General features: G+C 58.1%; 25 protein-coding genes. 19 read left to right on the top strand and 6 right to left on the bottom strand.

The window, feature by feature from the left end; all coding sequences use genetic code 11:
* Nucleotides 1-765 precede the first annotated feature (765 nt).
* On the bottom strand, nt 766-1,893 hold the full coding sequence (locus tag NQF87_RS04170) for a thiamine pyrophosphate-binding protein (RefSeq protein WP_266127169.1): 1,128 nt from the start codon (nt 1,891-1,893) through the stop codon (nt 766-768).
* Between the two features lie 71 nt (nt 1,894-1,964).
* Between NQF87_RS04170 and NQF87_RS04165 the strand changes: the two genes are divergently transcribed.
* Nucleotides 1,965-2,933 (top strand): LysR family transcriptional regulator, encoded by a 969-nt coding sequence (locus NQF87_RS04165; RefSeq protein WP_323670710.1) that lies wholly within the window; start codon nt 1,965-1,967, stop codon nt 2,931-2,933.
* A gap of 5 nt (nt 2,934-2,938) precedes the next feature.
* Here the strand turns inward: NQF87_RS04165 and NQF87_RS04160 are convergent, their stop codons facing one another.
* Nucleotides 2,939-3,904 carry an alpha/beta hydrolase gene (locus NQF87_RS04160; RefSeq protein ID WP_266127167.1) on the bottom strand — a complete coding sequence of 322 codons (966 nt, stop codon included), beginning with the start codon at nt 3,902-3,904 and terminating at the stop codon, nt 2,939-2,941.
* Nucleotides 3,905-4,083: 179 nt separating this feature from the next.
* Here NQF87_RS04160 and phoU point away from each other — a divergent pair, with 179 nt between their 5' ends.
* From phoU to NQF87_RS04125, 7 genes are all read left to right on the top strand, one after another.
* On the top strand, nt 4,084-4,791 hold the full coding sequence (phoU, locus tag NQF87_RS04155; protein ID WP_266127166.1) for a phosphate signaling complex protein PhoU: 708 nt from the start codon (nt 4,084-4,086) through the stop codon (nt 4,789-4,791).
* Entirely contained in the window at nt 4,788-5,519 is a 732-nt protein-coding gene (locus tag NQF87_RS04150) for a response regulator (RefSeq protein WP_266127165.1), read from the top strand. The genes phoU and NQF87_RS04150 overlap by 4 nt, the downstream gene beginning before the upstream one ends.
* 29 nt (nt 5,520-5,548) lie before the next feature.
* Nucleotides 5,549-6,781 carry a sensor histidine kinase gene (locus NQF87_RS04145; protein WP_266127164.1) on the top strand — a complete coding sequence of 411 codons (1,233 nt, stop codon included), beginning with the start codon at nt 5,549-5,551 and terminating at the stop codon, nt 6,779-6,781.
* Between the two features lie 91 nt (nt 6,782-6,872).
* A complete protein-coding gene (locus NQF87_RS04140) occupies nt 6,873-7,694 on the top strand; it encodes an alpha/beta fold hydrolase (protein WP_266127163.1) in 822 nt (273 codons plus the stop codon).
* Nucleotides 7,691-8,548 carry a sugar phosphate isomerase/epimerase family protein gene (locus tag NQF87_RS04135; protein WP_266127162.1) on the top strand — a complete coding sequence of 286 codons (858 nt, stop codon included), beginning with the start codon at nt 7,691-7,693 and terminating at the stop codon, nt 8,546-8,548. Before NQF87_RS04140 ends, NQF87_RS04135 begins: the two co-directional genes overlap by 4 nt.
* Nucleotides 8,549-8,743: 195 nt before the next feature.
* Nucleotides 8,744-10,120: an L-serine ammonia-lyase gene (locus NQF87_RS04130; RefSeq protein WP_266127161.1), complete on the top strand. Its 1,377-nt coding sequence runs from the start codon at nt 8,744-8,746 to the stop codon at nt 10,118-10,120.
* A gap of 79 nt (nt 10,121-10,199) precedes the next feature.
* The gene (locus tag NQF87_RS04125; RefSeq protein WP_266127160.1) at nt 10,200-10,880 is read left to right on the top strand and encodes a hypothetical protein; all 681 of its coding nucleotides are present in this window, start codon (nt 10,200-10,202) and stop codon (nt 10,878-10,880) included.
* 10 nt (nt 10,881-10,890) lie between these two features.
* Here NQF87_RS04125 and alkB read toward each other — a convergent pair whose 3' ends face one another.
* Both alkB and NQF87_RS04115 read right to left on the bottom strand, forming a co-directional pair.
* Nucleotides 10,891-11,529 carry a DNA oxidative demethylase AlkB gene (gene alkB, locus NQF87_RS04120; protein WP_266127159.1) on the bottom strand — a complete coding sequence of 213 codons (639 nt, stop codon included), beginning with the start codon at nt 11,527-11,529 and terminating at the stop codon, nt 10,891-10,893.
* A 12-nt stretch (nt 11,530-11,541) separates the two neighbouring features.
* Nucleotides 11,542-11,847, bottom strand: a complete 306-nt coding sequence (locus NQF87_RS04115) for a putative quinol monooxygenase (protein WP_266127158.1) — start codon at nt 11,845-11,847, stop codon at nt 11,542-11,544.
* 173 nt (nt 11,848-12,020) lie between these two features.
* On the opposite strand from NQF87_RS04115, the gene ybaK reads away from it, so the two are divergent.
* The 6 genes from ybaK (at nt 12,021) to NQF87_RS04085 (ending at nt 19,301) form a co-directional block, all read left to right on the top strand.
* Nucleotides 12,021-12,503: a Cys-tRNA(Pro) deacylase gene (ybaK, locus tag NQF87_RS04110; RefSeq protein WP_266127157.1), complete on the top strand. Its 483-nt coding sequence runs from the start codon at nt 12,021-12,023 to the stop codon at nt 12,501-12,503.
* A gap of 151 nt (nt 12,504-12,654) precedes the next feature.
* A complete protein-coding gene (locus tag NQF87_RS04105; RefSeq protein ID WP_266127156.1) occupies nt 12,655-13,104 on the top strand; it encodes a hypothetical protein in 450 nt (149 codons plus the stop codon).
* Between the two features lie 157 nt (nt 13,105-13,261).
* A complete protein-coding gene (locus NQF87_RS04100) occupies nt 13,262-16,576 on the top strand; it encodes an efflux RND transporter permease subunit (RefSeq protein ID WP_266127155.1) in 3,315 nt (1,104 codons plus the stop codon).
* 113 nt (nt 16,577-16,689) lie between these two features.
* Nucleotides 16,690-17,364 (top strand): ubiquinol-cytochrome c reductase iron-sulfur subunit, encoded by a 675-nt coding sequence (gene petA, locus NQF87_RS04095; RefSeq protein ID WP_266127154.1) that lies wholly within the window; start codon nt 16,690-16,692, stop codon nt 17,362-17,364.
* A gap of 15 nt (nt 17,365-17,379) precedes the next feature.
* Nucleotides 17,380-18,573: a cytochrome b gene (locus NQF87_RS04090; RefSeq protein ID WP_266127153.1), complete on the top strand. Its 1,194-nt coding sequence runs from the start codon at nt 17,380-17,382 to the stop codon at nt 18,571-18,573.
* Nucleotides 18,570-19,301 (top strand): cytochrome c1, encoded by a 732-nt coding sequence (locus NQF87_RS04085; RefSeq protein WP_266127152.1) that lies wholly within the window; start codon nt 18,570-18,572, stop codon nt 19,299-19,301. Before NQF87_RS04090 ends, NQF87_RS04085 begins: the two co-directional genes overlap by 4 nt.
* 64 nt (nt 19,302-19,365) lie before the next feature.
* Here the strand turns inward: NQF87_RS04085 and NQF87_RS04080 are convergent, their stop codons facing one another.
* Nucleotides 19,366-20,415 carry an NADP(H)-dependent aldo-keto reductase gene (locus NQF87_RS04080; RefSeq protein ID WP_266127151.1) on the bottom strand — a complete coding sequence of 350 codons (1,050 nt, stop codon included), beginning with the start codon at nt 20,413-20,415 and terminating at the stop codon, nt 19,366-19,368.
* A gap of 167 nt (nt 20,416-20,582) precedes the next feature.
* Between NQF87_RS04080 and NQF87_RS04075 the strand changes: the two genes are divergently transcribed.
* The 4 genes from NQF87_RS04075 (at nt 20,583) to NQF87_RS04060 (ending at nt 24,030) form a co-directional block, all read left to right on the top strand.
* Nucleotides 20,583-21,269, top strand: a complete 687-nt coding sequence (locus NQF87_RS04075) for a response regulator transcription factor (RefSeq protein WP_266127150.1) — start codon at nt 20,583-20,585, stop codon at nt 21,267-21,269.
* Between the two features lie 26 nt (nt 21,270-21,295).
* Complete coding sequence (locus NQF87_RS04070; RefSeq protein ID WP_266127149.1) at nt 21,296-22,810, top strand: sensor histidine kinase; 1,515 nt, start codon at nt 21,296-21,298, stop codon at nt 22,808-22,810.
* 78 nt (nt 22,811-22,888) lie between these two features.
* The gene (locus NQF87_RS04065) at nt 22,889-23,239 is read left to right on the top strand and encodes a hypothetical protein (RefSeq protein WP_266127148.1); all 351 of its coding nucleotides are present in this window, start codon (nt 22,889-22,891) and stop codon (nt 23,237-23,239) included.
* Nucleotides 23,236-24,030, top strand: coding sequence for an SIMPL domain-containing protein (locus tag NQF87_RS04060; RefSeq protein WP_266127147.1), 795 nt, complete (start codon nt 23,236-23,238; stop codon nt 24,028-24,030). Before NQF87_RS04065 ends, NQF87_RS04060 begins: the two co-directional genes overlap by 4 nt.
* Before the next feature lie 3 nt (nt 24,031-24,033).
* Here the strand turns inward: NQF87_RS04060 and NQF87_RS04055 are convergent, their stop codons facing one another.
* Entirely contained in the window at nt 24,034-25,332 is a 1,299-nt protein-coding gene (locus tag NQF87_RS04055; RefSeq protein ID WP_266127146.1) for a S1C family serine protease, read from the bottom strand.
* A gap of 366 nt (nt 25,333-25,698) precedes the next feature.
* Between NQF87_RS04055 and NQF87_RS08780 the strand changes: the two genes are divergently transcribed.
* Nucleotides 25,699-26,739 (top strand): glycosyltransferase family 32 protein, encoded by a 1,041-nt coding sequence (locus NQF87_RS08780; protein ID WP_323670709.1) that lies wholly within the window; start codon nt 25,699-25,701, stop codon nt 26,737-26,739.
* Nucleotides 26,740-26,756 lie beyond the last annotated feature (17 nt).

Here is a 26,756-nt window from a genome sequence, read left to right as displayed (position 1 = left end):
ACCTTGGATAAAATAGTTTGATATTTATTTTCTTATGAAACCAAAAAGAAATATCCCATAGAAAAAAGGCCTGATGTTCTCAGGAAAAAAATGACCGCCCCATCAGAATCGACAGGACAGCCATAGATAATCTGTTTTCTCTTGATTGCCCGCGTCAGAATAGCAGAAACATCCATATGAATCTCTAATAGGGAAATATCCATAAACCAAAATGATAAATCAGGAAATTTCCCTAAAATCATAGTTTATTTCAGTTAAATTCGAATAATACTGTACAATAACATGAATTATACTTCTAAGAAAAAATATTTACATAAAAACACTTGAAAATCCACCTTATAAGCCCCGATTCCCTCGAATAAGAATTTTACGTAAATTTAATAAATACACCTTTAATTTATCTCTTGATAATTACTTCTTGACCGTAATTTATTTATTTTTTAATCATCGGATATCTTGGGATGGGTGTGACATCAGCATCCCTCAGCTCTGTTCAATACTCCTGTACCGCTCACGATTTTTCTTCTCTGAAAGGCGCGAACTGTGAAAAAAACGCACATCACATGATGCGGTTTTGTCTTCTCTGCCCACCAACGCCAGCACGACCGCCTTTCACGATCTCAACCACACCACCGGTCTGAACAGAAAACGCACTCACTCGACATATCGCAAAGTCTCTGTCGGCATTGCCATGCTTCTGGCCAGCGTTTCTCCGCTGTCCATCATCTCTACTGAAGCACAGGCTGATGATACGACAAATGGAAGTCAGGCATCGTCCAATTCCATCACAGATAATCCATCCATATACAGTGGAACAGCCAATCTTACAGGCGGAAGTATCGGTGGAACAATTGAGAACGAAGGCACGTTCACACTACACGGAACCACGTTATTCAACGTCATAAATGACAAAGGGGCAACCCTCAGAGTCTTTAAAGATTCTTCCTCCAAGGGAAGCACAATTTCCAATATACTCCTTAATAAAGGCAGGGCGGACATTGTAGGTAGTACTATCAAAGTCACTACAACCAATAGTAATATCCTGAACCTCTCTGAAGCCGCCAAAATCGGCACCCTCACCAATGAGGCCGGCACCGCCACGCTCCTCAACAGCACCACCGGCGATGTCATCAACAAAAACGGCGCCACCTTCACCGCCACGCCCTTGTCCATATACATGGTGGCATAGGGCAGGCCGGAACGGGCCAGGAACAGCCTCACGGCTTCCCGGCATCCAAAACGGGCCGTCAGGATGCCGGGCAGAACGCACGGGTTTGTGCTCCGTGCCAGCTCGGAGATGATACGATGTGCCACGGTTTCGGCCTGTTTCCGGTTCCCTTCAGGCTGCGGAGATGCGTGGTTCTCAGGCATCACCACATCATCATGCGCAGCATCGGCAGGAATGCCGATATAGACAGGCTGCCGCTCCTTACGCAGTGCCGTCAGAACACGTTCCACCTCCCGGACACAGTTCAGGCCATCCAGCACCGTCCGGGCGCAGACGACATGACCGGCTGCCTCGTAAAAGGCCATAAGCTGACCGTTAGCCAGCGTATGATGCACCAGCCTTTTCTCTTCCAGAATCGCCCGCCTGGGCATCCCCACAAGATGGATGATGGGCAGATGCTCTGCATAAGCACCGGCCACCCCGTTCATGGCACTCAGCTCACCGACACCATACGTCGTGTTCAGGGCCGCAACCCCACGCACACGGGCATAGCCGTCAGCCGCATAGGCGGCGTTCAGCTCGTTGGAACATCCGATCCAGCGCATGTCCTCCCGGGCCGTGATGGCATCATTGATCGGAAATGCATAGTCACCCGGCACGCCGAATACATGCTCTATGCCAATCCGGGACAGCTGCTCCAGCAGGTAATCAACAACCTTTACCATAAGATTGACCTTCCCTTTTCTTCACGTCATTTCGTGATCATGGGAGAAATCCTACCGTGCCATTCTACGATATGATAATATTATGGTTCTATACAGATCATAGGCTTTTACTGATGCTTTATCCTCAGCTGACCCTCCGGGAACTTCACTATTTCATGGCCGTTGCCACACAGGGCAGCTTCAGCCGCACCAGTGACCTGCTGCATATCAGCCAGCCTTCCCTGAGCATGGGCATCCGCTCTCTGGAAAACAAACTGGCTGTCCGCCTCTTCGAGCGGACGCACAAAACCATCACCCTGACGGAAAAAGGGAAAACCTTCTTCCACCACGCCGAACGCCTGCTTGAAGCGGAACAGAACCTGCACCGGGCCATGACGGATGAAACGGGACCGCTGAAAGGCACCGTCCATCTGGCACTCCCTCCCATACTGGGGGCCATCTATTTCCGTCCCATCATCCGGCAGTTCTGTAGCCTGTATCCCGATGTCGTACTGGACATAGAGGAATACCCGTCTGACCGGCTGATCACACAGCTCCTGGGACACCATACGAACATTGCCGCCCTCGTGGGGCCTGTCCAGAACAGGCAGCTGCGCACCTTTCCTTTCGCAGAGGAAGAACTCTGCCTGCTGATGGCGGATTCACACCCACTGGCTGGCCGGACCTCCTGTTCCTTCACCGAGATTCTGGAAGAAAAACTGGTCCTCATGAACGAGGATTTCAAAATCAACCGGTTCATTGCAGAAGCCTTCGCCCATCATGGCGTGACACCCCAGGTCACCGGGCGCACAAGCGACACGACCCTGCTGCTGACCATGGTTCAGGCCGGTATCGGCCTCACCATCATTCCCGCCTCTTTCCACAGTCCGGCACAGAATGACGGGCTTCACTGCTGCCCGCTGCGTAACCCGACCATCCATGTCACCATTTCTCTGGCCGTCCGTCACAACAGCCCCCTGAGCAAGACTGAGGACGCATGGCTGCAGACGAGCCTCAGCGTCCGCCCCTACCAGCAGCGGTCACTCCCGGACCTGTCCTGAGTTTCTCAGATGAAACCCCACCGTTTCATCCACTCTTCCGCCAGAACAGGCCACTGCGCCGTCGGTCCATCCCTGCGCCCCACGCCAAACCCGTGACCACCAACCGGAAAGCAGTGCTCTTCACAGGGCCGGTGATGCCTCTGATAGGCCTGCACCAGCAGCGCCTCCTGTTCTGGCGACACGATCGGATCATCTGACGCATGGACCATGAACAGGGGCGGTGCATCATCCCGCACATGAGGTGGCAGGGACCAGTAAGCCGCCCGCTCCGGTGCAGGGTCATTGCCAAGACATACCCGGCTGGTACGGCTGCCGGTAAAAGGCGGTGCAACACTGACGACCGGATAAAGCAGCATCAAAAGGGCTGGTGGCCTGTCCTGCTCCCGAAGGGCCGTCAGACCCATCAGATGCCCACCGGCAGAAAATCCCATGAGAGCCACACGCCGTGCATCAATGTCCCGGCCAGTCCGCCCGGACCGTAACAGATGCAGGGCCTGTCTGGCATCGGCCAGCGGGGCTTCCATGCCTTCAGCCCATCCTTCCCCCGGCAGACGGTAAAGCAGGATGGCAACCGTGATCCCCAGCGACACGAGCCAGCGGGCCGCCGGCAGGGCCTCATGCCCCACGGCAATATGCCCATACCCTCCTCCCGCTGCGATGATGACAGCCGCTCCACTGGGGCTGGCAGGGCGCATGACATGGAGACCGGGCACCCGGACGCCCGAAACACGCCCCCCATGCAGGACACGAAACCGTTCCACGGCTTCCGCCGCATCAGGCCAGAGCGGGTAAAAACTGGCCTCATCCAGTAGCAGCTCCCGCACATGGGAGGCTCCACGGGCCTCACCCAGCCCCATTCCGCCAGCAAGACCCACAGCAGAAAAGGCGGAACACTGCTGCAGAAAAGAACGGCGGCTTCCTGTCATGACAATTCCTGTGCCTGTCAGCCCTTCACGGAGCGCATCACCCATGATGGCAGGCCCTGATGCCGGCATGAAATATTTGTTACATCCCAAGGAATACACCCCGTACCATGACGGGGATGGCAGAAACCTGCCTGTTCCACCCCGCCCCCGTCCAGGTTCCCGATGCTGTTTCCGCCCCTGCGGAATTAGGATAGAGTGCCCTCCCATAGGGGGACAGAAGCATCATGCGCCAGAGGCAGCATATTGTGCAACGCTACGAGGATGAACTGCTCCATCTGCGGTCCCTGATGGAACGGATGGGTGGACTGGTGGAACATCAGCTCTCCCTCATACTGACCGGCATTACCGAGAATGATGCGGCCACCGCCCTTCAGGCGGCCCGTCAGGATGACATGGTGGATGCTCTGGAGCATGAAATCGAGACACTGGCCATCCGCCTTCTCGCCCTGCGTGGCCCGATGGCGGCAGACCTGCGTGAAATCGTCGCCTGCATCCCCATGACCGGTGCGCTGGAGCGCATGGGCGACTATGCCAGTTCCATCGCCCGCCGCCTCAGCGAGATGGAACAGCCCATTCCCCGGCCCGCCCGTCTTGCCCTGGGCGAAATGGGACGGCTGGTGCTGGAACACCTCCGCCGTGTCATGGATGCTCTGGAACGCAAGGATGCCAGTGCCGCCCATGCCATCTGGGAAGCCGACCAGCTTGTGGACCAGTACTGCGAGGCCATGACGGCAGATTCACTGGAACAGATGACCCTGAATCCCCACACCATCCGCCTGCATATCGCCCTGCTCTTCATCATCAGAAATCTGGAACGGATCGGCGACCACACCACCAACATGGCCGAACGTGTGGTCTTCATGGTCACGGGGTCCATGCTGCCACCATCCCGTCCCCACGGCCATGCCGGACAGGACACGGCCTACCCATGACAGCCCCCATGCAGCCTGCCTGCAAAGGCTTCATCCTCGTCGTGGAGGATGAACCGGCCCTGCGCCTCCTGCTGGAACACAGCCTGCGCCAGCGTGGCTATCGGGTCAGTGCCGTCCCGGATGGCGAACAGGCCCTGTCCTTCCTTGAAACCACCCGCCCGGACGTGGCCCTGCTGGACTGGATGATGCCCGGCCTTTCCGGGCTGGACCTCTGCCGCATCATCCGGCAGAAACCGGGCCTGAAGGACCTTCCCATCCTCTTCCTCACGGCCCGGATGGATGAGCAAGATGTCATAGCCGGGCTGGATAATGGTGCGGATGACTACCTGACGAAACCATGCAGTGCCGACAGGCTGGATGCCCGCCTGCGTGCCCTGCTGCGCCGGACCCGCCCCGTGCAGGACATCATCACCTTCGGCCCCCTGACGCTGGAACCGGAACACCATCAGGTCACACGCAACGGCCGCCCCGTTCCCCTGGGACCAACCGAATATCGCCTGCTGGAGCTGTTCATGCGCCATCCCCGCAGGGTCTTCTCCCGTGAGGACCTGCTGGAGCGCATCTGGGGGCCGAACGTGCATGTGGAAATACGCACCATAGACGTGCATATCCGCCGCCTCCGCAAAGCCCTGAACCATGAGGGGGAGCCGGACCTCATACGGACCATCCGTGCCGCCGGTTACGCTCTGGAGGATGGCCGGATGGCCAGACAGCCCAGCGCAGACTGATGACATCATCAGTCTTTTTGCTGGCGTTGATGATGGCAGGATGCGCCCTCCTCGCCCTTGCGGGCTGGAGCGTGGCAGGACGTCTGTCCCGCCGCACTGCACGCCCGGACATTCTCCCTGTCACCACCGCACAGCCACCCCCACACGCCCCCTCTCTCACCGATGCTACCCAGCTGGCTGACACCATCCCCGGCATGGCCCTCATCCTCGGTTCCGTGGGACAGATTCTGGCCTGCAATACCGAAGCACAAGCCCGCTACGGGGACAGCCTGAGTGCCCTGCTCCGCCACCCCAACGCACGGAATGCCCTGAACACGGCCCTTCATGCCCCGTCAGCCGCCGGAACCGGACTGCCTACCGCCTGTACGGCAACCGTCAGCCTGGATGTGCCGGTAAAACGCTCGGTCCGCCTGTCCATGCGCAGACTGGCCGGAGCTTCAGGACGGGACAGCCTCGTCCTGACCCTTCTGGATGACCGCAGCACCATGCAGGCCGTTGACCGCATGAGGGCCGATTTCGTAGCCCATGCCAGCCATGAACTCCGTACGCCCCTCGCCTCCCTCAGCGGCTTCATCGACCTGCTCCGGGAAGGAAATGACCAGACAGACCCGGCCTCCCGCACCCTGTATCTGGACATCATGAAACAGCAGGCCACCCGGATGCAGCGGCTGATCGACCGGCTGCTCTATCTCTCCCGGCTTGAACTGAAAACCCATCACCGCCCCCATGAACGGCTGGATGTCGAAGAGCTGTTCGCTCTTATCCTGGGAGAAGTCACACCCCGCTTTCAGGATGAGAGCCGTCAGCTGAGCGTCACGCATGAAGAAGGCCTGACCCTGCTGGCCGACGAAGATGAAATGGTGCAGCTCTTCCTCAACCTCATCGAAAACGCCATCCGTTACGGCACACGGCCTGACCATACGCTGCATGTCCAGCTTAATGCACGGCGGGCAACAGCGGACAATCACCCTGCCTCCGATGCAGGCGGCATTCTCCTTTCCGTCACGGATGACGGACCAGGCATTGAATCCCACCATCTCCCCCGCCTGACCGAACGTTTCTACCGTGTCACGGACAGGCCGGACGACACTGCCGGAACCGGACAGGGAACGGGGCTGGGCCTCGCCATCGTCCGCCAGATACTGGAGCGGCATGGTGGCCGCCTGCATGTCGACAGTACGGTCGGCCACGGCACGACGTTCCTGGTCTGGCTGCCCACCGCACCACCCGCCCCGGACCGGACCGGAGATGAGGAAAACTGATTCCCCCTTGCGGAAGGGCGGGACAGATACCCATAGTCACATGGGGGCAGGCACGGCCTGCCATGCCTCTTCAGACACGGGAAATACGCATATGCCCTTCATCACCACCAGCGACCATGTGAAACTTCATTACGAAGACTATGGCCAGGGGCGGCCCCTGATCATGATTCATGGCTGGACATTCTCCAGCCGGTTCTTCCACCGCAATATTGACGCCTTCTCGCAAAAATACCGTGTCATCACGCTGGACCTGCGGGGACATGGCGAATCAGACAAGCCGGAACACGGCTACCGCATCGCCCGTCTGGCCGCAGACCTCCGGGACCTGATCGAGACGCTGAAGCTGGAAGATGTCACCGTACTGGGCTGGTCCATCGGCTCCCCCATCATCTGGTCCTATCTGGAGCTGTTCGGTCAGGACAGACTCCGCAGTGCCATCTTCGTGCAGCAGACACCAAAGCAGTTCTTCTCCCCGGACTGGAAACTGGGGCACGCCACCTGTTACGATGAGGCAGGCCTGACATTCCTCCAGCAGCAGCTGGCCTTCAACCGCTCCGCCTTCGACCGGCAGAATCTCTCCGACTGTCTCAGCACCAGCCTGGCTGATGATGAGAAAACCATGCTGCTGGGCGAGATGGCCAAATGCCCCAGCTCTGCCGCTTCCCTCATGATGGCTGACCACACGACGCAGGACTGGCGGGACGTGCTGCCCCATCTCACCCTGCCCTCACTGATGATGGTTGCAGGCAGGGACAAGGTTCTCCCCGCCGCAGGCCCCCGCTGGGTAGCCGAACACATGCCGGACTGCCGTGCCGTGGAATTTGAGGACAGCTCCCACATGGTCTTCCTTGATGAAACGGAGAAGTTCAACCAGACGGTCCTCACCTTCATGGAAGAAGGAGCTGCGGCATGAGCGGTTTCCCCTTTGCCTTCGGCATGAATGAATTCACCACCCAGCCCTGGTCCTTCGAGGAAGACCTGAAGCATTATGCGGCTCTGGGAGTGGAGACGATTGAACTCTGTGAAAGCAAGCTGGACCCGCACCGGCTTGATGAACAGATGGCCCTGCTGAAAGAAAGCGGTCTGAAGGTCAGCTCCTTCCAGCCTGCCGTGCGTACCTTCGGGGCCAGCAAGATGATGCCCTATCCGCAGGAGCCGGAACGCCGCCTTGCCCGGCTGGAAGAGAGCATGCGCCGCTACGCTCCCCATGCGCAGGATGTGCCTTTTGTCGTCAATACCGGTGCGCCGGAAAATGGGGACATCATGGGCTGCATCACCCGCACGGTCGAGGCCCTGCGCCATCTCTGCCCTCTTGCCCAGGAGCTGGGCATCACCCTCTCCCTGGAACCATTAAACCCAACCTCCATCAATTACGAGACCGCCATCTGGACGATCGATCAGGCTCTGGATGTCATCAGGGCGGTGGATCATCCCGCTCTGGGCCTCTGCCTGGATTACTGGAACATCTGGCAGCAGCCGGATGTCTGCGAGGCCATCCATCGGGCCGGGCCGCTCATCAATGTCGTGCAGATCAGCGACTGGCGTACGCCCCGCTCCGCAGGAGACAGGCGTGTTCCCGGCAAGGGCAGCATCCCTCTCCATGACATGCTCCATGCCACATGGGATGCCGGTTTCCGGGGGGCCTGCGCCGTGGAGATATTCTCCTCCGACGTACCGGACAGCCTTTATGACGGCGATCTCTCCGCCCTCATCACGCAGTGCCGGGACATGCTGGACCATATCTGGGAACATCCGTCCCCCCGCTGAACCGGTCCTGAAAAGGCCATGAGGAACTCCCCTTCATGGCCTTTTTCATGACAAGGGCAAACCGGGCAGCATCCTGCATAGCAGGACTGTTTCTTCGTTTCATAATCAGAATAATTTATTTTTTAAGTCTTATAACAGGGCAGATTTTATCCCATAAAGATAAGGAGATTCACGCAACAAGGGCCTTATTTTTCCATGCTCAGCCTGTTTGACCTGTTCAAGATAGGGATTGGCCCATCATCCTCCCATACGGTTGGCCCCATGCGGGCCGCCCAGCGTTTTGCCGACGTGCTGGCGGACCTGCCAGATGGCCCGCTGGAGAAGGACCCTGCCCGCATTGTCGTCACCCTCTACGGCTCGCTGGCCCTGACAGCCGAAGGGCATGGCACCATAAAGGCCGTCCTCCTCGGGCTGGCCGGAGAAACACCGGAGCATGTGAACCCGGACACCGCCAGAAAGCTGGTCCAGCACATCGAAAGCACACACCTGCTGAACCTGAACGGCACAAGCTTCTCCTTCGACTACCAGAACGACATCTGCCTGGACACGGCCACCATTCCCCCCATCCATCCCAACACCATGCAGTTTGAAGCCTTCGGGCGGGATGGAACCCTCATCACACGCCAGCGTTTCTGCTCCGTCGGTGGGGGCTTCATCACGCCAGAAGACCAAGCCCGAACAATGTCCTACTCCCTGCCCGACGTGCCCTTCCCCTTCCACAGCGGGGAAGAACTGCTGGCCCATACGAAACGGCAGAATACCGACATCGCCTCCATCATGATGCGCAACGAAACGGCCACCCGCCCCCTCTGGGATGTGGAACGGGGCATGGACCGCATTGCCGAGACCATGCTGGCCTGTATCGAGGCCGGACTGCGCAATACGGATACCCTTCCCGGCCCGCTGAAGGTGCAGAGACGGGCTGCTAAGCTGTATGCCCGCCTTCAGGCCAGAACCAACGCCGCTCCTTCGCCTCATGGCGTAATGAACTGGATCAGCCTCTTCGCCATTGCCGTGAATGAAGAAAATGCCGCAGGCGGACGGGTCGTGACCGCCCCGACGAACGGTGCAGCGGGCGTCATTCCGGCTGTCATGCGCTATTACCGGGATTTCTGCCCCGAATATTCAGAAGACGGCCTGCGGACCTTCCTGCTGACGGCCGCCGCCATCGGGGGACTGTTCAAGCTCAACGCTTCCATCTCCGGGGCGGAGGTAGGCTGTCAGGGAGAGGTCGGCGTGGCTTCCTCCATGGCCGCAGCAGGGCTGACGGCAGCCCTGGGCGGCACACCGGAACAGTGCGAACATGCCGCAGAAATCGCCATGGAACACCATCTGGGCATGACCTGTGACCCGGTGGCTGGCCTTGTGCAGATTCCCTGCATCGAGCGGAACGCCTTCGGAGCCGTCAAGGCCATCAATGCCTCTTCTCTGGCCATGAGCGATGACAACAGCGCGCATTATGTCTCGCTGGACCATGTCATCAAGACAATGGCCGAGACCGGGCGGGACATGAATCACCGCTACAAGGAAACAGCTCTGGGTGGCCTCGCCGTCAATGTTCCGGCCTGCTGACGGGAACCGCTTGCCTGACGCCGCAGCCCATACGATATTGTGAATCCTTTTTCACAGTATGCTGCGATAGTCTCGCCTCATGACCTGCCATCATCTGTCCGCCTTCCTGCTCGCCGCATCCATGCTGACCGTGGCCTCCGCCGCCCGGGCTGAACCGGGCGACCCTCTTCCGGCTGCCCGGCGTCCACGAGCACCGGAGCTGCTCGTCCCCACCCTGCCCTGCCAGAAACTGGCCAGCACGCCCCTCACCTTTGCCTCGAAAAAGAGTGACGACTCGCTGCATGTCCGTGTGAAATGCTCAATGGAAAAAGGGCAGGACCAGCTGTGGCGGGCGAAGGCCTGCACGTATGATGGCAGATGGAATGGCCTCTACATGCCACGCCTCCACAAATCCCACCCTTACAGGGATGCCGTGGAAAACTACATGAGCCATGCCTGCTTCACCGATGGGCAGCTGACGCCCTATATCTCCGATGAACAGACGGACCAGCCCGATGCCGTCTCCAGCGAAGATGCATGGTCGTCACGCCTCATCACGCCGTGGCGGGATACGCAGCTGGCCCACGGCATCAGCCCTGCACAGGACGACACGATCGGCAACGTCTTCCTGCATGGCAGGACCGTCAGGGTGACGCTGAGTTTCACCCATGTCCCGCCAGTCACGGCGGAAGAGAATGATCAAGACAGGGCCGCCCACTCACCCGCACGTTTCCAGCCCGCCACCAGCCTCATCAATCTGGATTCCGTCTCCTCGCCCTGACGACGGAAGATCAGTCCACCACCCGGAAGGTCAGATTATAACGGCAGCCCAGCCCTTCCACAGCCGGTGCTGACCTGACGGGCAGGATGCCATGAAAGTTACGTCGGCTGGAGCCACCCCAGACAACCACGTCCCCATGATGTAACGGCACGTTCCGGCGGGCATCCTGACGTCTGGCACCACCCCACTGAAAGATGGCCGACAGCCCCAGAGACACCGAGACAACCGGGGCTTTCATGTTACGCTCATCACGGTCCTGATGCAGCCCCATGCCTGCACCAGCTTCATAACGGTTGATCAACCCGCATTGTGGTACAAAGCCCGCATAACCTGCTACCCGCGCCGCCCGTTCTGCCAGTATGGAAAACACGGCTGGCATGACCGGCCACAGACGGCCTGTCAGAGGGTCGGTCCGCACATAGCGATAGCCATGTCCATCACTTATCCAGCCATAGGACCCGCAGGATGTCATGGCGGCCGCCATCAGCCTGCCACCGCCTGTCCTGTACTGACGGAACGGAGCCTGCTCCGCCACGCTTTCCACAGCCCGCAGCAGGGCCGGAGCCTCCGCTTTCGCAAACCCGCCAAGCAGAACCGCACCGGGAGCCAGCACCAGCCGCTCTCTGGTCTCCGGGAAGAGATCATCCATCAGGACGCAGCATCACCCCTTCTGCCTGTGAAAAAAGCGGATCTGCTTCGTGACAATGCCCAGCTCCTTCAGCGCATTGGAAAAGGTGGCAAAATGAGGAGCCGTCTCATGCGCCCGAAAGGCGGCACGGTCCTCATAGACCTCATGCAGCACGACAAAATTGGGATCATCTTCGCCACGCTGGACAGTAAATTCCAAACAGCCCGGCTCATCCGCCACGGAACGGACGGCATCCTGGTAACAGGCTTTCAGGAAAGCCTCAACCGTATCCTCTCTGGCCTCAAATTCTGCCAGAACGACAAGTGGTCCGGACATCATGCCTTCTCCCTGCATTACGGACTCTGGCAGCCGACATGCCACCAGCCTCCCCCATAAGATGATCCCCGGAAGCCGCAGATGCAACCATTCCTCGTACCCCTTGCCAGACCGGAACAGGCACGGTCTTATGGAAGCATGTCTTTCACCTTCATGAAGACAGGGGGTCCCCTCTGATGACCGATCATCCCGACACAGCTGCCACCCTCTTTCTGGACAGTACGGGCGTCCCTTATGAAATACGCCAGTATGAGTATGCGCCCCGGAAAGGGCATATTGGCGAGCAGGCGGCCAGTGCCATCGGGGCGGAACCCTCCGCCGTCTTCAAGACGCTGGCAGTCAAGATCGACCGGAAACAGGCGGCTTTTGCCGTCATTCCCGTGGACAGACGAGTCAACTTCAAGGCACTGGCTGCGGCTCTGGGAGGAAAGAACGCCAAGATGATGCAGCCCGATGAAGCCCATGAACGCACAGGGTTCGTCTCCGGCGGGACGACTCCGTTCGGCTCCCGGGAAGACCTGCCAACCGTGATTGACCGCAGTGCAGAGACACATGACACCATATGGATCAATGCCGGGGCACGGGGACTGCTGGCCTGTCTGGCACCACAGGACGTGCAGACGGTGACACGGGGCATTTTTGCCAGCATCGCCGCCTGAACCCACTCTCCCGATCCGGAACATAGCCGTTTCGTGACGTTAATTTCACTAACATTTTATCAGCCCGCCCCCTATATCCTGTCGCCATGACATCCCCACATTGGGAGAAGACAGGCTCGAGCCTGATGATGCCGGAACAAGGGAGAACGAGATGATCCATGTCCCCACGATGCTGAAACAGATGACTGCCGGTGCTGCTCTGGCCGTTCTGGCCTGCGGACTTGCCGGCAGCCCGGCAGAAGCGCACCATCATCACAGCTTTGGCCACAGCTTCGCCAGGGGGCTGGGCTATGGCGTGGGAACCGGCATCGGCTACAACGTGGTTGACCGTGTCTTCAACGGGTATGGCTATGGTGATGGCGGCTATTATGGCGGGGGCTATGCCACGCCCTTCATGGCCCCGAGCTATGCACCACCCCCGCCACCGCCCCAGACGAATGTCGTCGTCATCCAGCAGCCTGCCGCTCCCCCGCCTGTCCCCGGTTACCCCTATCCGGTTCCCGGTTACACCCATTACCAGCCCGGGCAGGGATATGTGTCCCAGACGACCACTTACGTTCAGGGCTATGGTTACGTCCCGGCACAGCCCATCACCCCCTGAGCAGCATGAACTGAGGGCTGCCCTGTCAGCCCCCTATTCCTCCAGCCGTCATACAGGCTGAACAATCAGTAAAAACAGGTTGATTCAGGTGAGGGATTCTCTTTAATGCAGGCGAAGGTTTCTTAATAACACGACACAAAAGAGTTAATACTTAGGGATGATCTTCTGTCGTCTTTTCATTGACCGCCCCGTAGCAACAACGCTACTAGCTCTCGCCATTTTCCTGTCTGGGCTAATCGCTCTGCCTTTTCTTCCCATCTCCACCATGCCAGACATGACGGCAACCTCCATCATGGTGGTCGCCAACCAGCCAGGTGCAGACCCACAGCAAATGGCAACCTCCGTTTCCACACCGCTGGAGCGGCGTCTGGCATCCATTGCGGACGTGCAGTCATTGGAATCCGTCACAAGCAGCGGACAAACATCCATCTTCATGGATTTCTCCTCGTCCCGAGACATTGACGGTGCACTACGGGACGTACAAGCCGCTCTACGTGCTGCTCGAAGTGATCTCCCCGCCGGTACCCTGACCTCCGATCCACAAGCTTTCAAGCTAGATGGGGATAGACCTATCTACCTTCTGCACCTAACATCAGACCAAATTCTTCGCCCTAAACTTTATGACCTCGCCGCCATCCGCGTCCGTCCTGCGCTTGCCCAAATCCCAGGTGTAGGTCGCATCGAAATATTCGGTTCGTCTAACCCTGCTGTCAGAGTGGAGCTGAATCCCTACCCACTTTATCGCTGGGGCCTAAACCCCGAGGATATCCGCTCCGCCCTTGCCTCGGCGAATGCCTTCACACCCAAGGGTTTCATCAGCACGGGCAACCAGCGTATCCAGCTTCAAACCAACGATCAGGCCGTAGATGCCGCCCATTACAGAGATCTCATCGTTGCTTATCGCAACGGCGGGAATCCTATCTTTCTGAAAGACGTTGCCACCGTACGAGACGATGTACAAGACGTCTATCAAAATAGTACACTAAATGGACAAGCAGCTATCACTCTTGCCGTCATTCCCCAACCACACGCCAATGCCGTACACATCGTCGATGACATTATAAAACGTATTCCTCAAATTCGACAGGCAATCCCTACCAGCGTCGAACTCCGCACCGGACTAGATCTATCCATGACGATCCGTGCTTCATTAGTAGACGCTAAAGCAACACTAGTTATATCTATTATCTTAGTCGTAATGGTCGTAGCAATCTTCTTCCGCCATTTTACCAGTACACTTATTCCAACCATCACTATTCCTGTCGCCCTATCCGGTACATTAACAGCAATGGCTTGGTTCAATTTTTCATTAGATATCCTCTCTCTCATGGCATTGACCATTGCGGTCGGCTTCGTCATCGATGATGCCATCGTGGTACTGGAGAATATCGCTCGTCATATAGAGGAAGGAATGGACCGCCATCAGGCCAGCATCGTAGGCACGTCTGAGATTGCTTTTACCATCGTTTCGATCAGCCTATCCCTCATCGCTGTTTTCATACCGCTCTTATACATCCCTGGGACGCTCGGCTCCGCCTTACAAGAATTTGCACTAACAATGACGGCTACTATCGCAATTTCCATGATTTTATCACTCACTCTGACACCTGCACTCTGTGCACGTTTTCTTACGATTAAACCAAAAAATCACACACAAAAAAAACTTACCCCTCCACACAAATCTTTCGCCACCGCCCCCCTCCACTGGCTTTTTTTTAGTTTAAAAGAAATTGTCCGATTTATAGAAGATGGTCTATCCCAACTTACAATTACTTATGAACGCTCCCTGCGCTGGAGCTTACGTCATCCCATTCTCATTGGGTTGACCCTTCCTAGCAGTTTCGTACTTATGGTTGGAGGCCTTATACTCATGCCTAAGACCGCTATACCAGAAATGGATTTAGCCATTTTACAAGGCAGTATAAGTGGAGAGCCAAATCTTTCCTTCAAAGCACTCACTCGTAGAATCCATCAAGTAGGAGATATTGTCCAACATGACCCAGCTGTACAAACGGTCATAACTTTCAATCGCGACAATCATAAAGGACGCTTTTTTATTACATTAAAAGATAAAAGCATTCGCAGTGATATTTCGACCGTCTTAAATCGTCTACGTAAAGCTATTCCACAACAGGCTGGAGGAGAGACCTTCTTCTGGGCCCTGGACCATACCCGCAAGGGAGGTGATGACAGTAACACAACCGGTAATTACCGTTACGTCCTCCAGAGCGACGACAGTACGCCCCTCTACACAACCATGCCCCAACTTCTAACCAAATTACGGGCTAGCGGAAAATTTCTTAATCTCTCCACCGATGCCGAAGAGCTGAGCGTCGCCGCTAACATTGTTATCCGTCGTGACCTTGAGGCCCGCTACAACATCACCCCCCAGCTGGTACAGAATGCTCTGTTCGATGCTTATGGCCAGAGCATTGTCTCCATTATCCATCTCCCCTTGACTGAACACCGGGTCGTCATGGTGGTGGCCGAGCCATTCCGTGAATACCCCAACACGTTGCACCATCTGTGGCTCTCTACATCAGCTGGAACAGCAGCAGGCGGCATCGCCTCCAACCTCATCCGTGTCCGTACCAATACGACACTCAGCTCACAGGCATCCCTTTCCAGAGATTCCGTTACGAACTCATTAGCCAACCAACTATCTGGCAACAATTCCAACGGAGCCGCAGTCTCGTCATCACAAGAAACGATGATTCCGTTGGATAACGTCGCCAATGTCGTCAATACACCTTTGCCACTTCGTATTTCCCACCACAATGGCTATTACGCTACAACTCTATCTTTCGACTTAGCCGATGGAACAAATTATGATGATGCCATTGCCCTGATCAACAACGCCCTTGCCAGCCTTCACGCTTCGGACAGCATCCACGGTGAATTCACCGGGACAGCCGGGGAAACGAATGCGCTCATGGTCAATGCGCTGCTGGCATTTCTGGCAGCCATTACTGTCATGTACATCACCCTTGGTATCCTCTACGAAAGCCTTATCCACCCGGTCACCATCCTATCCACCCTACCTTCAGCCGGAGTCGGTGGCATTTTAGGTCTCTGGACTACTGGAGAAGAATTTAGCCTTGTCGCCATCATTGGCGTTATCCTACTGACAGGCCTCGTAAAGAAAAACGCCATTCTTGTAATCGACTTCGCTCTCCACATCCACCACCACCATCCAGATATGACAGCAGAAGACGCCATCCATCACGCATCCGTCACACGTTTCCGCCCCATCCTCATGACAACACTGGCTGCAGCCCTTGGTAGTATCCCCCTGCTGACCAGTCGAGGCTATGGCTGTGAGCTGCGTCACCCACTTGGCATTGCCATCCTGGGAGGCATGGCTGTCAGCCAGCTTCTGACCTTCTACACCACACCGGCAGTCTATCTGCTGATGGAGGGGCTGAAACGCCGCTGCCTGAACCTTGGTGGCCGGATACGGGCCGCCCTGTAACCGGCAGTAGGCCATACTCCCGACAGGGAAAAACGGTCAGTCCCTTCCGGCATGCTGATTGCACCACCCCGCCGCTGTTTCTATAAATGGCCTCCTGACAAGGAAAGCCGCCCATGACTCAGAAACACGATGCCAGCATCCCTCATCCCTTTCCAGATGAAGACGCCTCCCTTCTGCCCCGCCCCACACGCCGCACGGTCCTAACAGCCGGGTCCATCGCTCTGGGCGGAGCGGGAGCCTGCACGTTGGCCGTACCGTTTCTGGACAGTCTCCGCCGTACGGAGGCCAGTTCCGCTGCCAGCACGCAGGAACAGGCCGTCATGGACATTTCCGTACAGGACCTTGAACCCGGAGCGCACAAGGTCGTGGTCTGGCAGGGTATGCCCGTGGCCATCCAGCACCGCACAGCGGACATGATCCGTGCGCTGGAAGACCCGGCCCTGCTTGCCCAGCTGGCCGACCCGCAGTCCCGCATGAAACAGCAGCCTCACGAAGCTGAAAATGCCCACCGGTCCCTCCGGCCGGAATACGGCATCTATGTCACCATCTGCACCCATCTGGGCTGCGTACCGGACTATAAGGACATTTCCAGCCTGCCCGCCTCCGGCGGGTTCTTCTGCCCCTGCCACGGGTCACAGTTTGACGGTGCCGGACGGGTCCTCCGCAACATGCCGGCACCCTACAACCTCCCTGTCCCGCCACTGCATTTCGTGGATGACCACACGATCCGGCTGGGTGAAAGCACGCTCTCGCCACATTTCAGCATGAACAGCATCCAGCAGCTCTGAGGAACGGCCCACACGATGAATGACACGATTCCCCCATCCAGAGGCTGGCTTTCCTCCCGTCTGCCGTTCCTGAAACCTCTCTGCCGGCACATGGCCCGCTTCCCCATGCCGCCGGTCAATCTGTTCTGGACACTGGGAGCCTGTCTGATGGTCGCCTTCGGGCTGATGTTCGTCAGCGGGCTGTTCCTGTCACTGCATTACCAGCCGGACCTGTCCCGGGCCTTCGACAGCGTGGAAGCCATTGAACGGCGGGTCCCCTCCGGCTGGCTCATCCGCAGCATCCATACGGGTGGTGTCAGCATGCTGTTCGCTGCGCTCTATCTCCATGTCGGGCGGGGCCTCTGGTACGGGTCCTACAAGGCCCTACGGGAACTGGTCTGGCTCTCCGGCCTGGTCATGATGCTCCTGTTCATGACAACGGCTTTTGCAGGCTATGTCCTGCCGTGGGGGCAGATGTCCTACTGGGGGGCCACTGTCATCACCCATGCCGTGGAGGCCATACCGGGCATCGGCCACGGGCTGCTTGTCTATCTGCTTGGTGAGGATACGCTGGGGGGCATCGCCCTGCACCGCTTCTTCATCCTGCATTTCACGCTTGGCTTCATCATCGCCACCGTGATCGGGCTGCATGTTCTCTGCCTGCATGGAACCGGCTCCAGCAACCCCACGCTGGATGGCCCCCGCCCGGACCGGACGACACGCCCCTTCGCCCCATTCTATGTGGTGAAGGACTGTCTGGCTGTCTGCGTGTTTCTGGCTCTCTTCGCCATCCTGATCTTCTTCCTGCCTGATCTGCTGGGCAAGCTGGATAATGTCATCCCGGCCAATTCGCTCAAGACACCGGCGGACATCACACCGGAATGGTACCTCGCCCCGTGGTTTGCCATGCTGCGGGCCGTTCCTTCCCGTCTCGGTGGGCTGATCGCTGCCTCCGCCAGCCTACTGGTTCTCTTCGCCCTGCCGTGGCTGGATCGTTCCCCCCGCCATAACGCCACATACCGCCCGCTGGTACGGCTGGGCATGGGACTGTTCTTCATCGCCTTCATCACCCTCATTCTGGCAGGCATGAACGGGGCCACGCCCCTCTGGGTCTGGCTCAGCCGGGCTGCCATGCTGGTCTGGTTCCTCGTTTTTCTGGTCCTGCTGCCCGTCAGCGCATACAGAGAACGAAAAATCACGGGTTCATCCACACAGGGAGAGACACCATGAGGCTTCTACGTACCGTCCTGACAGGCACAGCCCTTCTCGTCTCTGTCTCCCTGACCAGCCTGCCCGCTCTGGCCGACACGGCGGATGACCCCATCGTTCCCATACAGAAAGCTCCCCCACCGACAGAGCCTCCGCCCCCCATGCGTCCGGAAGAACGGGGACTGATGATCTTCCAGCAGGTATGCAGCTCCTGCCACAGCATGGAACGTGCCCATTACGGAGACATGATCGGCCTTCAGCCCTCCGTCACGGCCCTTCAGCACTGGGCGCAGCAGCGTCATGCCGGGCTGGAAAGCCCCATCGCCTCCCCCTATCCCAGCGTAGCCGTGGGCAAAGCCAATAATGGCGGAGACTATCCGCCCGATCTGTCCCACATTGCCCGCACCATCCGGGGTGGCCCGGACTATATCCGCCAGATGCTGGCAGGCTATCGCCCTATCCCGCCCGGTGTCACGCTGGCCCCGCATACCTATTACAACCCCATCGCCCTGACGCATCACCACAAGTTCAAGATGCGTCCTCCCCTGCATGAGGGGATGATCACCTTCCCGGATGGAACAAAAGCCACCATTCCCCAGATGGCCAGCGACGTGACGGCGTTCCTCCAGTGGGCTGATGATTCCCACCGCAGCACCCGTCACTTCATCGGCACGGCGGTGCTGCTCTATCTCGCCCTGCTCGGCGGGGTGCTGCTCGCTCTCTGGCAGCTGCTGAAAAAAGAAGCCTGAAAACGAAAAACCCCGCCTCAGAAGTGAAGCGGGGTTTTCACCAGAGGAAAATATGCCTGCGGCGTCAGGGGGCCGGATTGGCATTCAGCTGGTGGATGGCGTTGATCTTTTCCTCCAGCTCCGGCGCGATCTCCACCTGAATGGAGATCAGGGCCGTTTCGAGCTGCTCCATCGTCGTGGCACCGATGATGTTGGAGGTCACGAACGGGCGGGACGTGACGAAGGCAATGGCCATCTGGGCAAAGTCAAGCCCGGATTCCTTCGCCAGTGCCTGATAGGCCCGGATGGCCTCATCCACGCCGGGTTTCTCATAACGCTGGCCCCGATTGAACAGGGTCGTGCGTGCCCCCGGCGGGCGGGCACCATCCAGATATTTGCCTGTCAGATAGCCCTGCGCCAGAGGGGAATAGGCCAGCAGGCCGACATCTTCCCGCAGGCCCATTTCCGCCAGACCGATCTCATAGGTCCGGTTCAGCAGATTGTAGGCGTTCTGGATGGACGCAATGCGGGGCTGCTTTTCCTCCCGTGAAACACGCAGGAATTCCGACACGCCCCAGGCCGTCTCGTTGGACAGGCCCACATGACGGACCTTGCCTTCCTTCACCAGCTCCCCCAGAGCACCGAGAGTCTCGGCAATCGGCACCTCGTCCGCATCGGAAAGCGTGCGGAACGTCGTGCCACCCTCCCCGAAAATGTTGATGTCACGATCCGGCCAGTGAAGCTGGTAAAGGTCCAGATAATCCGTATTCAGCCGCCGGAGAGACCCTTCAATGGCATAGCGTATCTGCGCCGGTGTCAGGCGTGGCTTTTCACCATCCGGTCGGAACCAGTCATTCTGGCTGCGCCCGACCACCTTGCTGGCCAGAATGACCTTCTCCCGGTTGCCACGGGCCTTCAGCCAGCTCCCCACGATCCGCTCAGTGGCCCCCTGCGTTTCCGCCCGTGGGGGAATGGAATACAGCTCTGCCGTGTCAATGAAATTTACGCCATGTTCAAGAGCCATATCGAGCTGGGCATGGCCCTCAGCCTCAGTATTCTGCTGGCCGTATGTCATGGTCCCAAGGCATAGTTCACTCACCTTCAGGCCAGTCCGCCCCAGTTTCCTGTACTGCATGGCTATCTCTCCCTGCCAATGATTTCCAGCGGCCGGATATTCTTACATATCCGTAATGTGAGGAACCGGGGAGCGGAAAGGGCGATGCTTCCCTTTTACCCCGGCTTGCCGCTATCCTTGCCCCACAAGATGCACGATGCAGCATATCAGGAAAACAGGCAGGACCAATGCGTATTCTACTGGTTGAGGATGACCCGACTGTCCGCTCCTTCGTCCTCAAGGGGCTGAAAGAAGCCGGACATAACGTGGACCAGGCCGATAACGGCAAGGACGGGCTGTATCTGGCCATCGGGGAAAAATATGACATCATCATCCTTGACCGGATGCTTCCCGGTGGCATTGACGGCCTGAACATTCTTGAAACCCTGCGCGGCCAGAAGAACAACACGCCCGTGCTTCTGCTGTCCGCCCTCTCCGAAGTCGATGACCGGGTGGACGGCCTGCGGGCTGGCGGGGATGATTACGTCACGAAGCCGTTCGCCTTCTCCGAGCTACTGGCCCGTGTGGAAGCCCTGGGACGCCGGGGCCATAACGAATCCGCTCCGGAAACATCCCTGACGGTGGGCGACCTCTCGCTTGATCTCCTCTCCCGTGAGGTCCGTCGTGGCGGCCAGAAGATCGACCTCCAGCCCCGTGAATTCCGCCTGCTGGAATTCCTCGTCCGTCATGCCGGACAGGTCGTCACCCGGACCATGCTGCTGGAAAAAGTCTGGGACTACCATTTCGACCCACAGACAAACGTGATTGACGTGCATGTCTCCCGGCTGCGCCAGAAAGTGGACAAACCCTTCGAGACAGCCATCATCCACACCGTGCGCAATGCGGGCTACATTCTCCGCCCCACGCAGGACTGAAAGCGGAAGCAGCGGAGGGTCACATCATGGCAGAGGACAGGCCTCCCTCACGACGCCGATTCCCCCCGTGGCGCAGGAAACAGGGGGAAGGCCGGCGCAGACACTGGCCCATCCGGTCGGCGGGCATCAATTTTGCCCTGGGCTATGGCGTCCTGTTCCTCATCTCCGCCACGCTGTTCCTGTCCTTCATCTGGTGGAGCAGCACCAACCTGCTCAACCGGCATGTTCGGGCTTTCATCGAGACGGATGCACAGGAACTCCAGAAACGCTGGACCTATGGCGGGGCACCGGCTCTTGGCGACGCCATCACGGACCGCCTGGAACAGAACATCGATGATGACGCCCTCTATCTGCTGACGGACCGTCATGGCCGCAGGCTGGCCGGGAACCTGCCGGGCTGGCCGGTCGCCATCAAGCGGATGGACCATTTCTACGAGCTGACCATCCGCCGCTATACTTTCACCACCCCGGCGGAATTCAAGGCCTATGATCTGCCTCATGGCTTCAGGCTGATTGTCGGGCATGACATACGGGGCCGCACGCTGCTCAGCACCGTCATCACCCGCACGGTCATCTGGTGTGCCGTCATGATCGCCCTGCTGGCCGTAGGCGGTGCGCTGGTGGTGCGGGACCTCTTCCGCCGCATGGTCGGTTCCATCGCCCGCACGGCCTCCGCCGTGGCCAGTGGCGACCTCAATCACCGCATCGCCCTGACCGGCAGCGAGACGGACCTCGTGGCCGAGACGGTCAACACCATGCTGGACAGGATCAACCGGCTGATGGAAGGTGTCCGGCAGGTCTCCAATGCCATTGCCCATGACCTGCGGACGCCCATCACCCGTGCCCGCAACCAGCTTGAGGAAGCCCTCTTCTCCGCCACCTCTCCGGAGGAACTCCGCACGGCGGTAGACAGGGCCATCGGCGATCTGGACCACATTACCGGCATTTTCGAAGCCCTGCTCCGCATTGCCCAGATTGAGGCGGGGTCCCGCCGTTCAGCCTTCACGATGATGGACCTCAACCAGCTTCTGGCCAACATGGCAGAGCTGTATGAGGCTTCTGCCGAAGAAGCCGGACTGAACCTCCACCTTGATATCGTTCCCCTCCCGCCCCTGTTCGGCGATGAACGGATGCTCCAGCAGGCTCTGGCCAATCTGCTGGACAATGCCATCAAGTTCTCTCCGCCGGACAGTGCGCTGACCCTCCGTGCCCGCCCTGTCCCTGCCATCGCCCCACCGGGCCACTCACCGTCGGAATGCAGCCCGGCAGGGCTGGAAATCAGCGTGCAGGATCAGGGGCCGGGCATGAATGATGCCGACATACTCCGTGCCCATGAGCGGTTCTTCCGGGCTGAAAGTGCCCGCAACACGCCCGGTTCCGGGCTGGGCCTGTCTCTGGTGCAGGCCGTCACCAGCCTGCATCATGGCCGCCTGACCCTCACGAAGGCCAATCCGGGCCTGAAGGTCACGCTCTTCCTGCCCCTCACGCAGGATGCGGAGCAGACCACCCGAAAGGCCCCTCTCACGGAAGGACCGTCATGACCTCCCACTGCTCCCCATCCCCGTTACTGAATATTCATATCCCGCCCATCTTCAGGGCATGTTGGCTGTGATATCCCCATGACCATGCGCACCGTATTCTTCCTCACTGTCATCCTTCTGCTGGTCCAGATGCCATCACGGCCCGGACTTGCCTGGGGATCACTGCTGCATGAAGATGCCCCGCCTCCTGCCGCCTCGCAGGACCTCGTCATCACCAGTGACAGTCAGGCCTACTGCGCCCAGCTGAGCAATCATCTGGCCGAAAAAATGCGCCTGCCCCATGACGTTCCCGTCGGAGCCATGGAAGACGCACAGCATCTGCAGGAACAGGGGCGGGAACTCTGCCAGCAGAATCACATAAGGGCGGGCATCGGTCGTCTACGGCGTGCACTCGTTTTACTGAAACATCAGGAAGAGCCTCATCAATGAGCCTACGTCATCCCCTGCACCGTCTCTGTCTGACAGCCCTGGCCACAGGCTGCCTGCTGGGCGGAGCCACCGTCTCTGCATCCCCGGCTCTTGCCGTACCGGATGGCGGTGCTGTCGTCACGACACCCCCGCCGCCACATCCTCACGGCACCCTGCTGTCCTTCTCCGTCTCTGACGAGGAACAGGCAAAGGCCGATACCCTCTCCATCCATTTTTCTGCCAGGATGGAAGGCCCCTCACCCACCAGCACACAGCAGCAGCTCAACCAGCTCATCAGCAGTGCCATGGCCGTGCTGAAAGACCAGCCTGACGTGAAGACCACGGCAGACAACTACACCGTCAATGAAGACTATGGCCCCCATAACAGGAAAAACTGGGTTGCCCGCCAGAGCCTGACCCTGAGCAGCCAGAATCGTGACGGCCTGCTTGCCCTGGCCGAAAAACTCCAGAAGATGGGACTGGGCATCGAGGACATGCAGTGGACCCTCAACCCGGAAACACGGGAGAAGCTGGAACAGCAGGCCCGTCTCGGTGCCCTCAAGAAACTTCGCCAGCAGGCTGAGGAAGATGCCACGGCACTGGGCCAGACTCTCCTTGGTCTGGAACGGGTGCGCATCGGCGGGCATGGCCCTGATGGCTTCGAGCCACATCCGCCTTTTGGTACCCCGCCCATGCTCATGATGGCCCGCAGTGCTTCCGCACCCCCTGAGAGCACGGCAGAAATGCAGACCGTCCGCGTGACCGTCCATGCACAAGCCCGCCTGGCAGACCGGGAACCGCCTACACCCTGAGGATCAGAAATCAGCCATCGGGCGTTTGCCCAGTGCGACCGGGAGGGTCATGACCTTGCCTTCCCGGCGTATGGTGAAATTGAAGATGGTCCCCGGATGGGCTGCTGCCACGCTGCGCAGCACCGTCCGGGCATCATGGACGGGGACATCACCGATGGCCAGAATGGCGTCCCTTTTCCGCAGTCCGCCCCGCCATGCAGCCCCGTGCGGGTCCACATCCTCAACCCACATGGGAGAGCTGGCATCATTGAGCGTCACACCCAGCCAGCCATGTTCAACATGACCCGTCTTGCGAATGGATTCCACGACTGGTGCAACGATCTCGGACGGAATGCCGAACCCGATCCCAACAGAACCATCACTGGGTGAGGCAATGGCAGCATTCATCGCCACGACCTGCCCCTGAAGATTGAAGGCCGGCCCGCCGGAATTTCCCGGATTGATGGGCGCATCCAGCTGCATGAAGTCATCCAGTGCGCCACTGCCCAGATCACGCCCCACGGCAGAGACAATACCGGCCGTAACGGATGACCCGAAACCGAAAGGATTCCCGGCCACAAGAATCCAGTCACCGATTTCCACCTGCCGGCTGTCCCCCCATGCCACACAGGGCAGTGGTGTCGCACTGTCCACCTTGATGACGGCAATATCCGTCATCGGGTCATCTCCCAGACTGTGAGCTGGCAGCGACCGGCCATCTGACAGTGACACCATGATCCTCGTGGCATGACCGATGACATGCCGGTTGGTCACGATGATTCCCGATGCATCCACCACAAAACCGGACCCAGCTCCCGTCAGCTCATCATCCGCCGGATGCAGGACATGATGTGGCTTGCCCCCGTTACTGGTATGACGCCGGACATGCTTCTTCCGTCTGGACTGCGCCGAAGCTGATGACGGCTCCCTGCTGGACGGGTTCGTGGCGTCATCATCGTCGTCATCACTGTCCGCTGCTGCGGAACCGTGAGAGATCGAAATATTGACCACCGCCGGAATGACTTGATGCACCAGTGGCGCAAAACTGGGCAGATTCAGCGTATCACGCACCGCCACCACCTCATGGGACTGCCCCGCTGGCGGGCTGGATGTCACGGGGGTTGGCACAGGCGGCAGCACGAGCGGAGACGATACCGGAACGGACGGACGATGCACCGCCCTGTACAGGCTGGTATTCCTTATCGGCTCGGGCAGCTTCTCACCACCGGGCACCCACCACAGGCAGATGCCTGCGGCCATCGTTCCCCCCACGGCTGCCGGTAAAAGGACAGACCAGATCAGATGCCTCACAACCGGCTGCATGAATAGTGCGCTCCCTTCATTACGACAGGCATGTCGCAATGTTTTGACCTCTGTCCTCCCCTACCACACTCCATCCCGTTTGAAAGCACCTTCCTGATCTCCATAATATGACTCATATCTACCCTGTCCGGCAAGACACACCCTTGCTTCCATTAGGCAGGATACTTGCACAAATTCATCCACCGTAGCAGTCTGTCCGCCTGTAGCTGTCATGAAGAGATAAGAAACAGTAATATTACTTAATTTAATGAATGGGGTGCATCATAATGAAGTCAATTCCTGAATTTTTATAGTGAATCCACAGGATCAATACGTCTATCACATTCAAAAAGGTATCATGATGCATCATTACGGCGAAAATAATACATTGATCTGGATCACCCGATTTTTCTGACATATTTTTTTACGGTTCTCATAATCCAGGATGACAGGATCAGGCATGTCGATTTCTGTGACATCAAGGAATACGGAGCCTGTCTTCCCACGTACGAACAGCTGAGCAAGCATGGCATTACCGTCCTGAACCCACGTGATGACACCTTTCTTCTGCTACAGCATGACAGGTTCCTGTCTGCCCGGCCTGACGGCACGTTCGAGCTGGCCACGAAAGCCAACTGGTGGGAAGAGTTCAGGCGAATCTCGACCGTCCCGTTCAAATTCATTCAGGAAAAAACCTATTCGCCACGCATCCCCCATATCATCCACCAGACCGACAATGCACTCCGCCCGCAGGAATGCTATCTTGAGAACATCAAGTCACTACAGACCCTGAATAAAGACTGGGAATACAAATATTATTCCGAGAAGGACCGTCTCGATTTCATTTATGCCTATTTTGGCTGGGATGCCCTGAGTGCCTATCTGAGACTGAACCGCCTGTATGGTGCCGCACAGGCTGATTTTTTCCGCTATCTCTGCCTGTATCAGCATGGCGGCGTCTATCTGGACATGAAATCAGGAAGCACTGAGCCACTCTCATCTGTCCTGCAGGATGATGACCACTTCGTCATTTCACAATGGGACTGGAGCATCCCCGAATATTTTGAATGGGGCAAAAAGGCTGAAATCTCCCATATTGAAGGTGGGGAATACCCCATATGGTGCCTCATCTGTGCACCGGGTCACCCTCTGATGGCCAAGGTCATCAACCAGATGATTGCCAACATCTTCTTCTACACACCTGACCTTCATGGCATCGGCAGTGTGGCAACGCTGAAAGTGACCGGTCCCATCGTGTTCACGAGAGTCGTCTTCAACAATCTGAGCAAGTACGACATCAGGAAGAAGAACATTCTGGAAAAAGGCCTCAATCCCCACATGGTGAAGAACGTCCTCCGCGAGGTGCAGTACCATGAACAGGTCCTGCCCCTTGTCATACAGTCCTCCCGCATCGGCGATACGGAATAACCTTCTGAAGGACAGGC

The organism is Bombella dulcis, from assembly GCF_026385505.1.
Classification (GTDB): domain Bacteria; phylum Pseudomonadota; class Alphaproteobacteria; order Acetobacterales; family Acetobacteraceae; genus Bombella; species Bombella dulcis.
The sequence above is the reverse complement of the archived record's forward strand: the minus strand, read 5'-3'. Positions and strand labels throughout refer to the sequence as shown.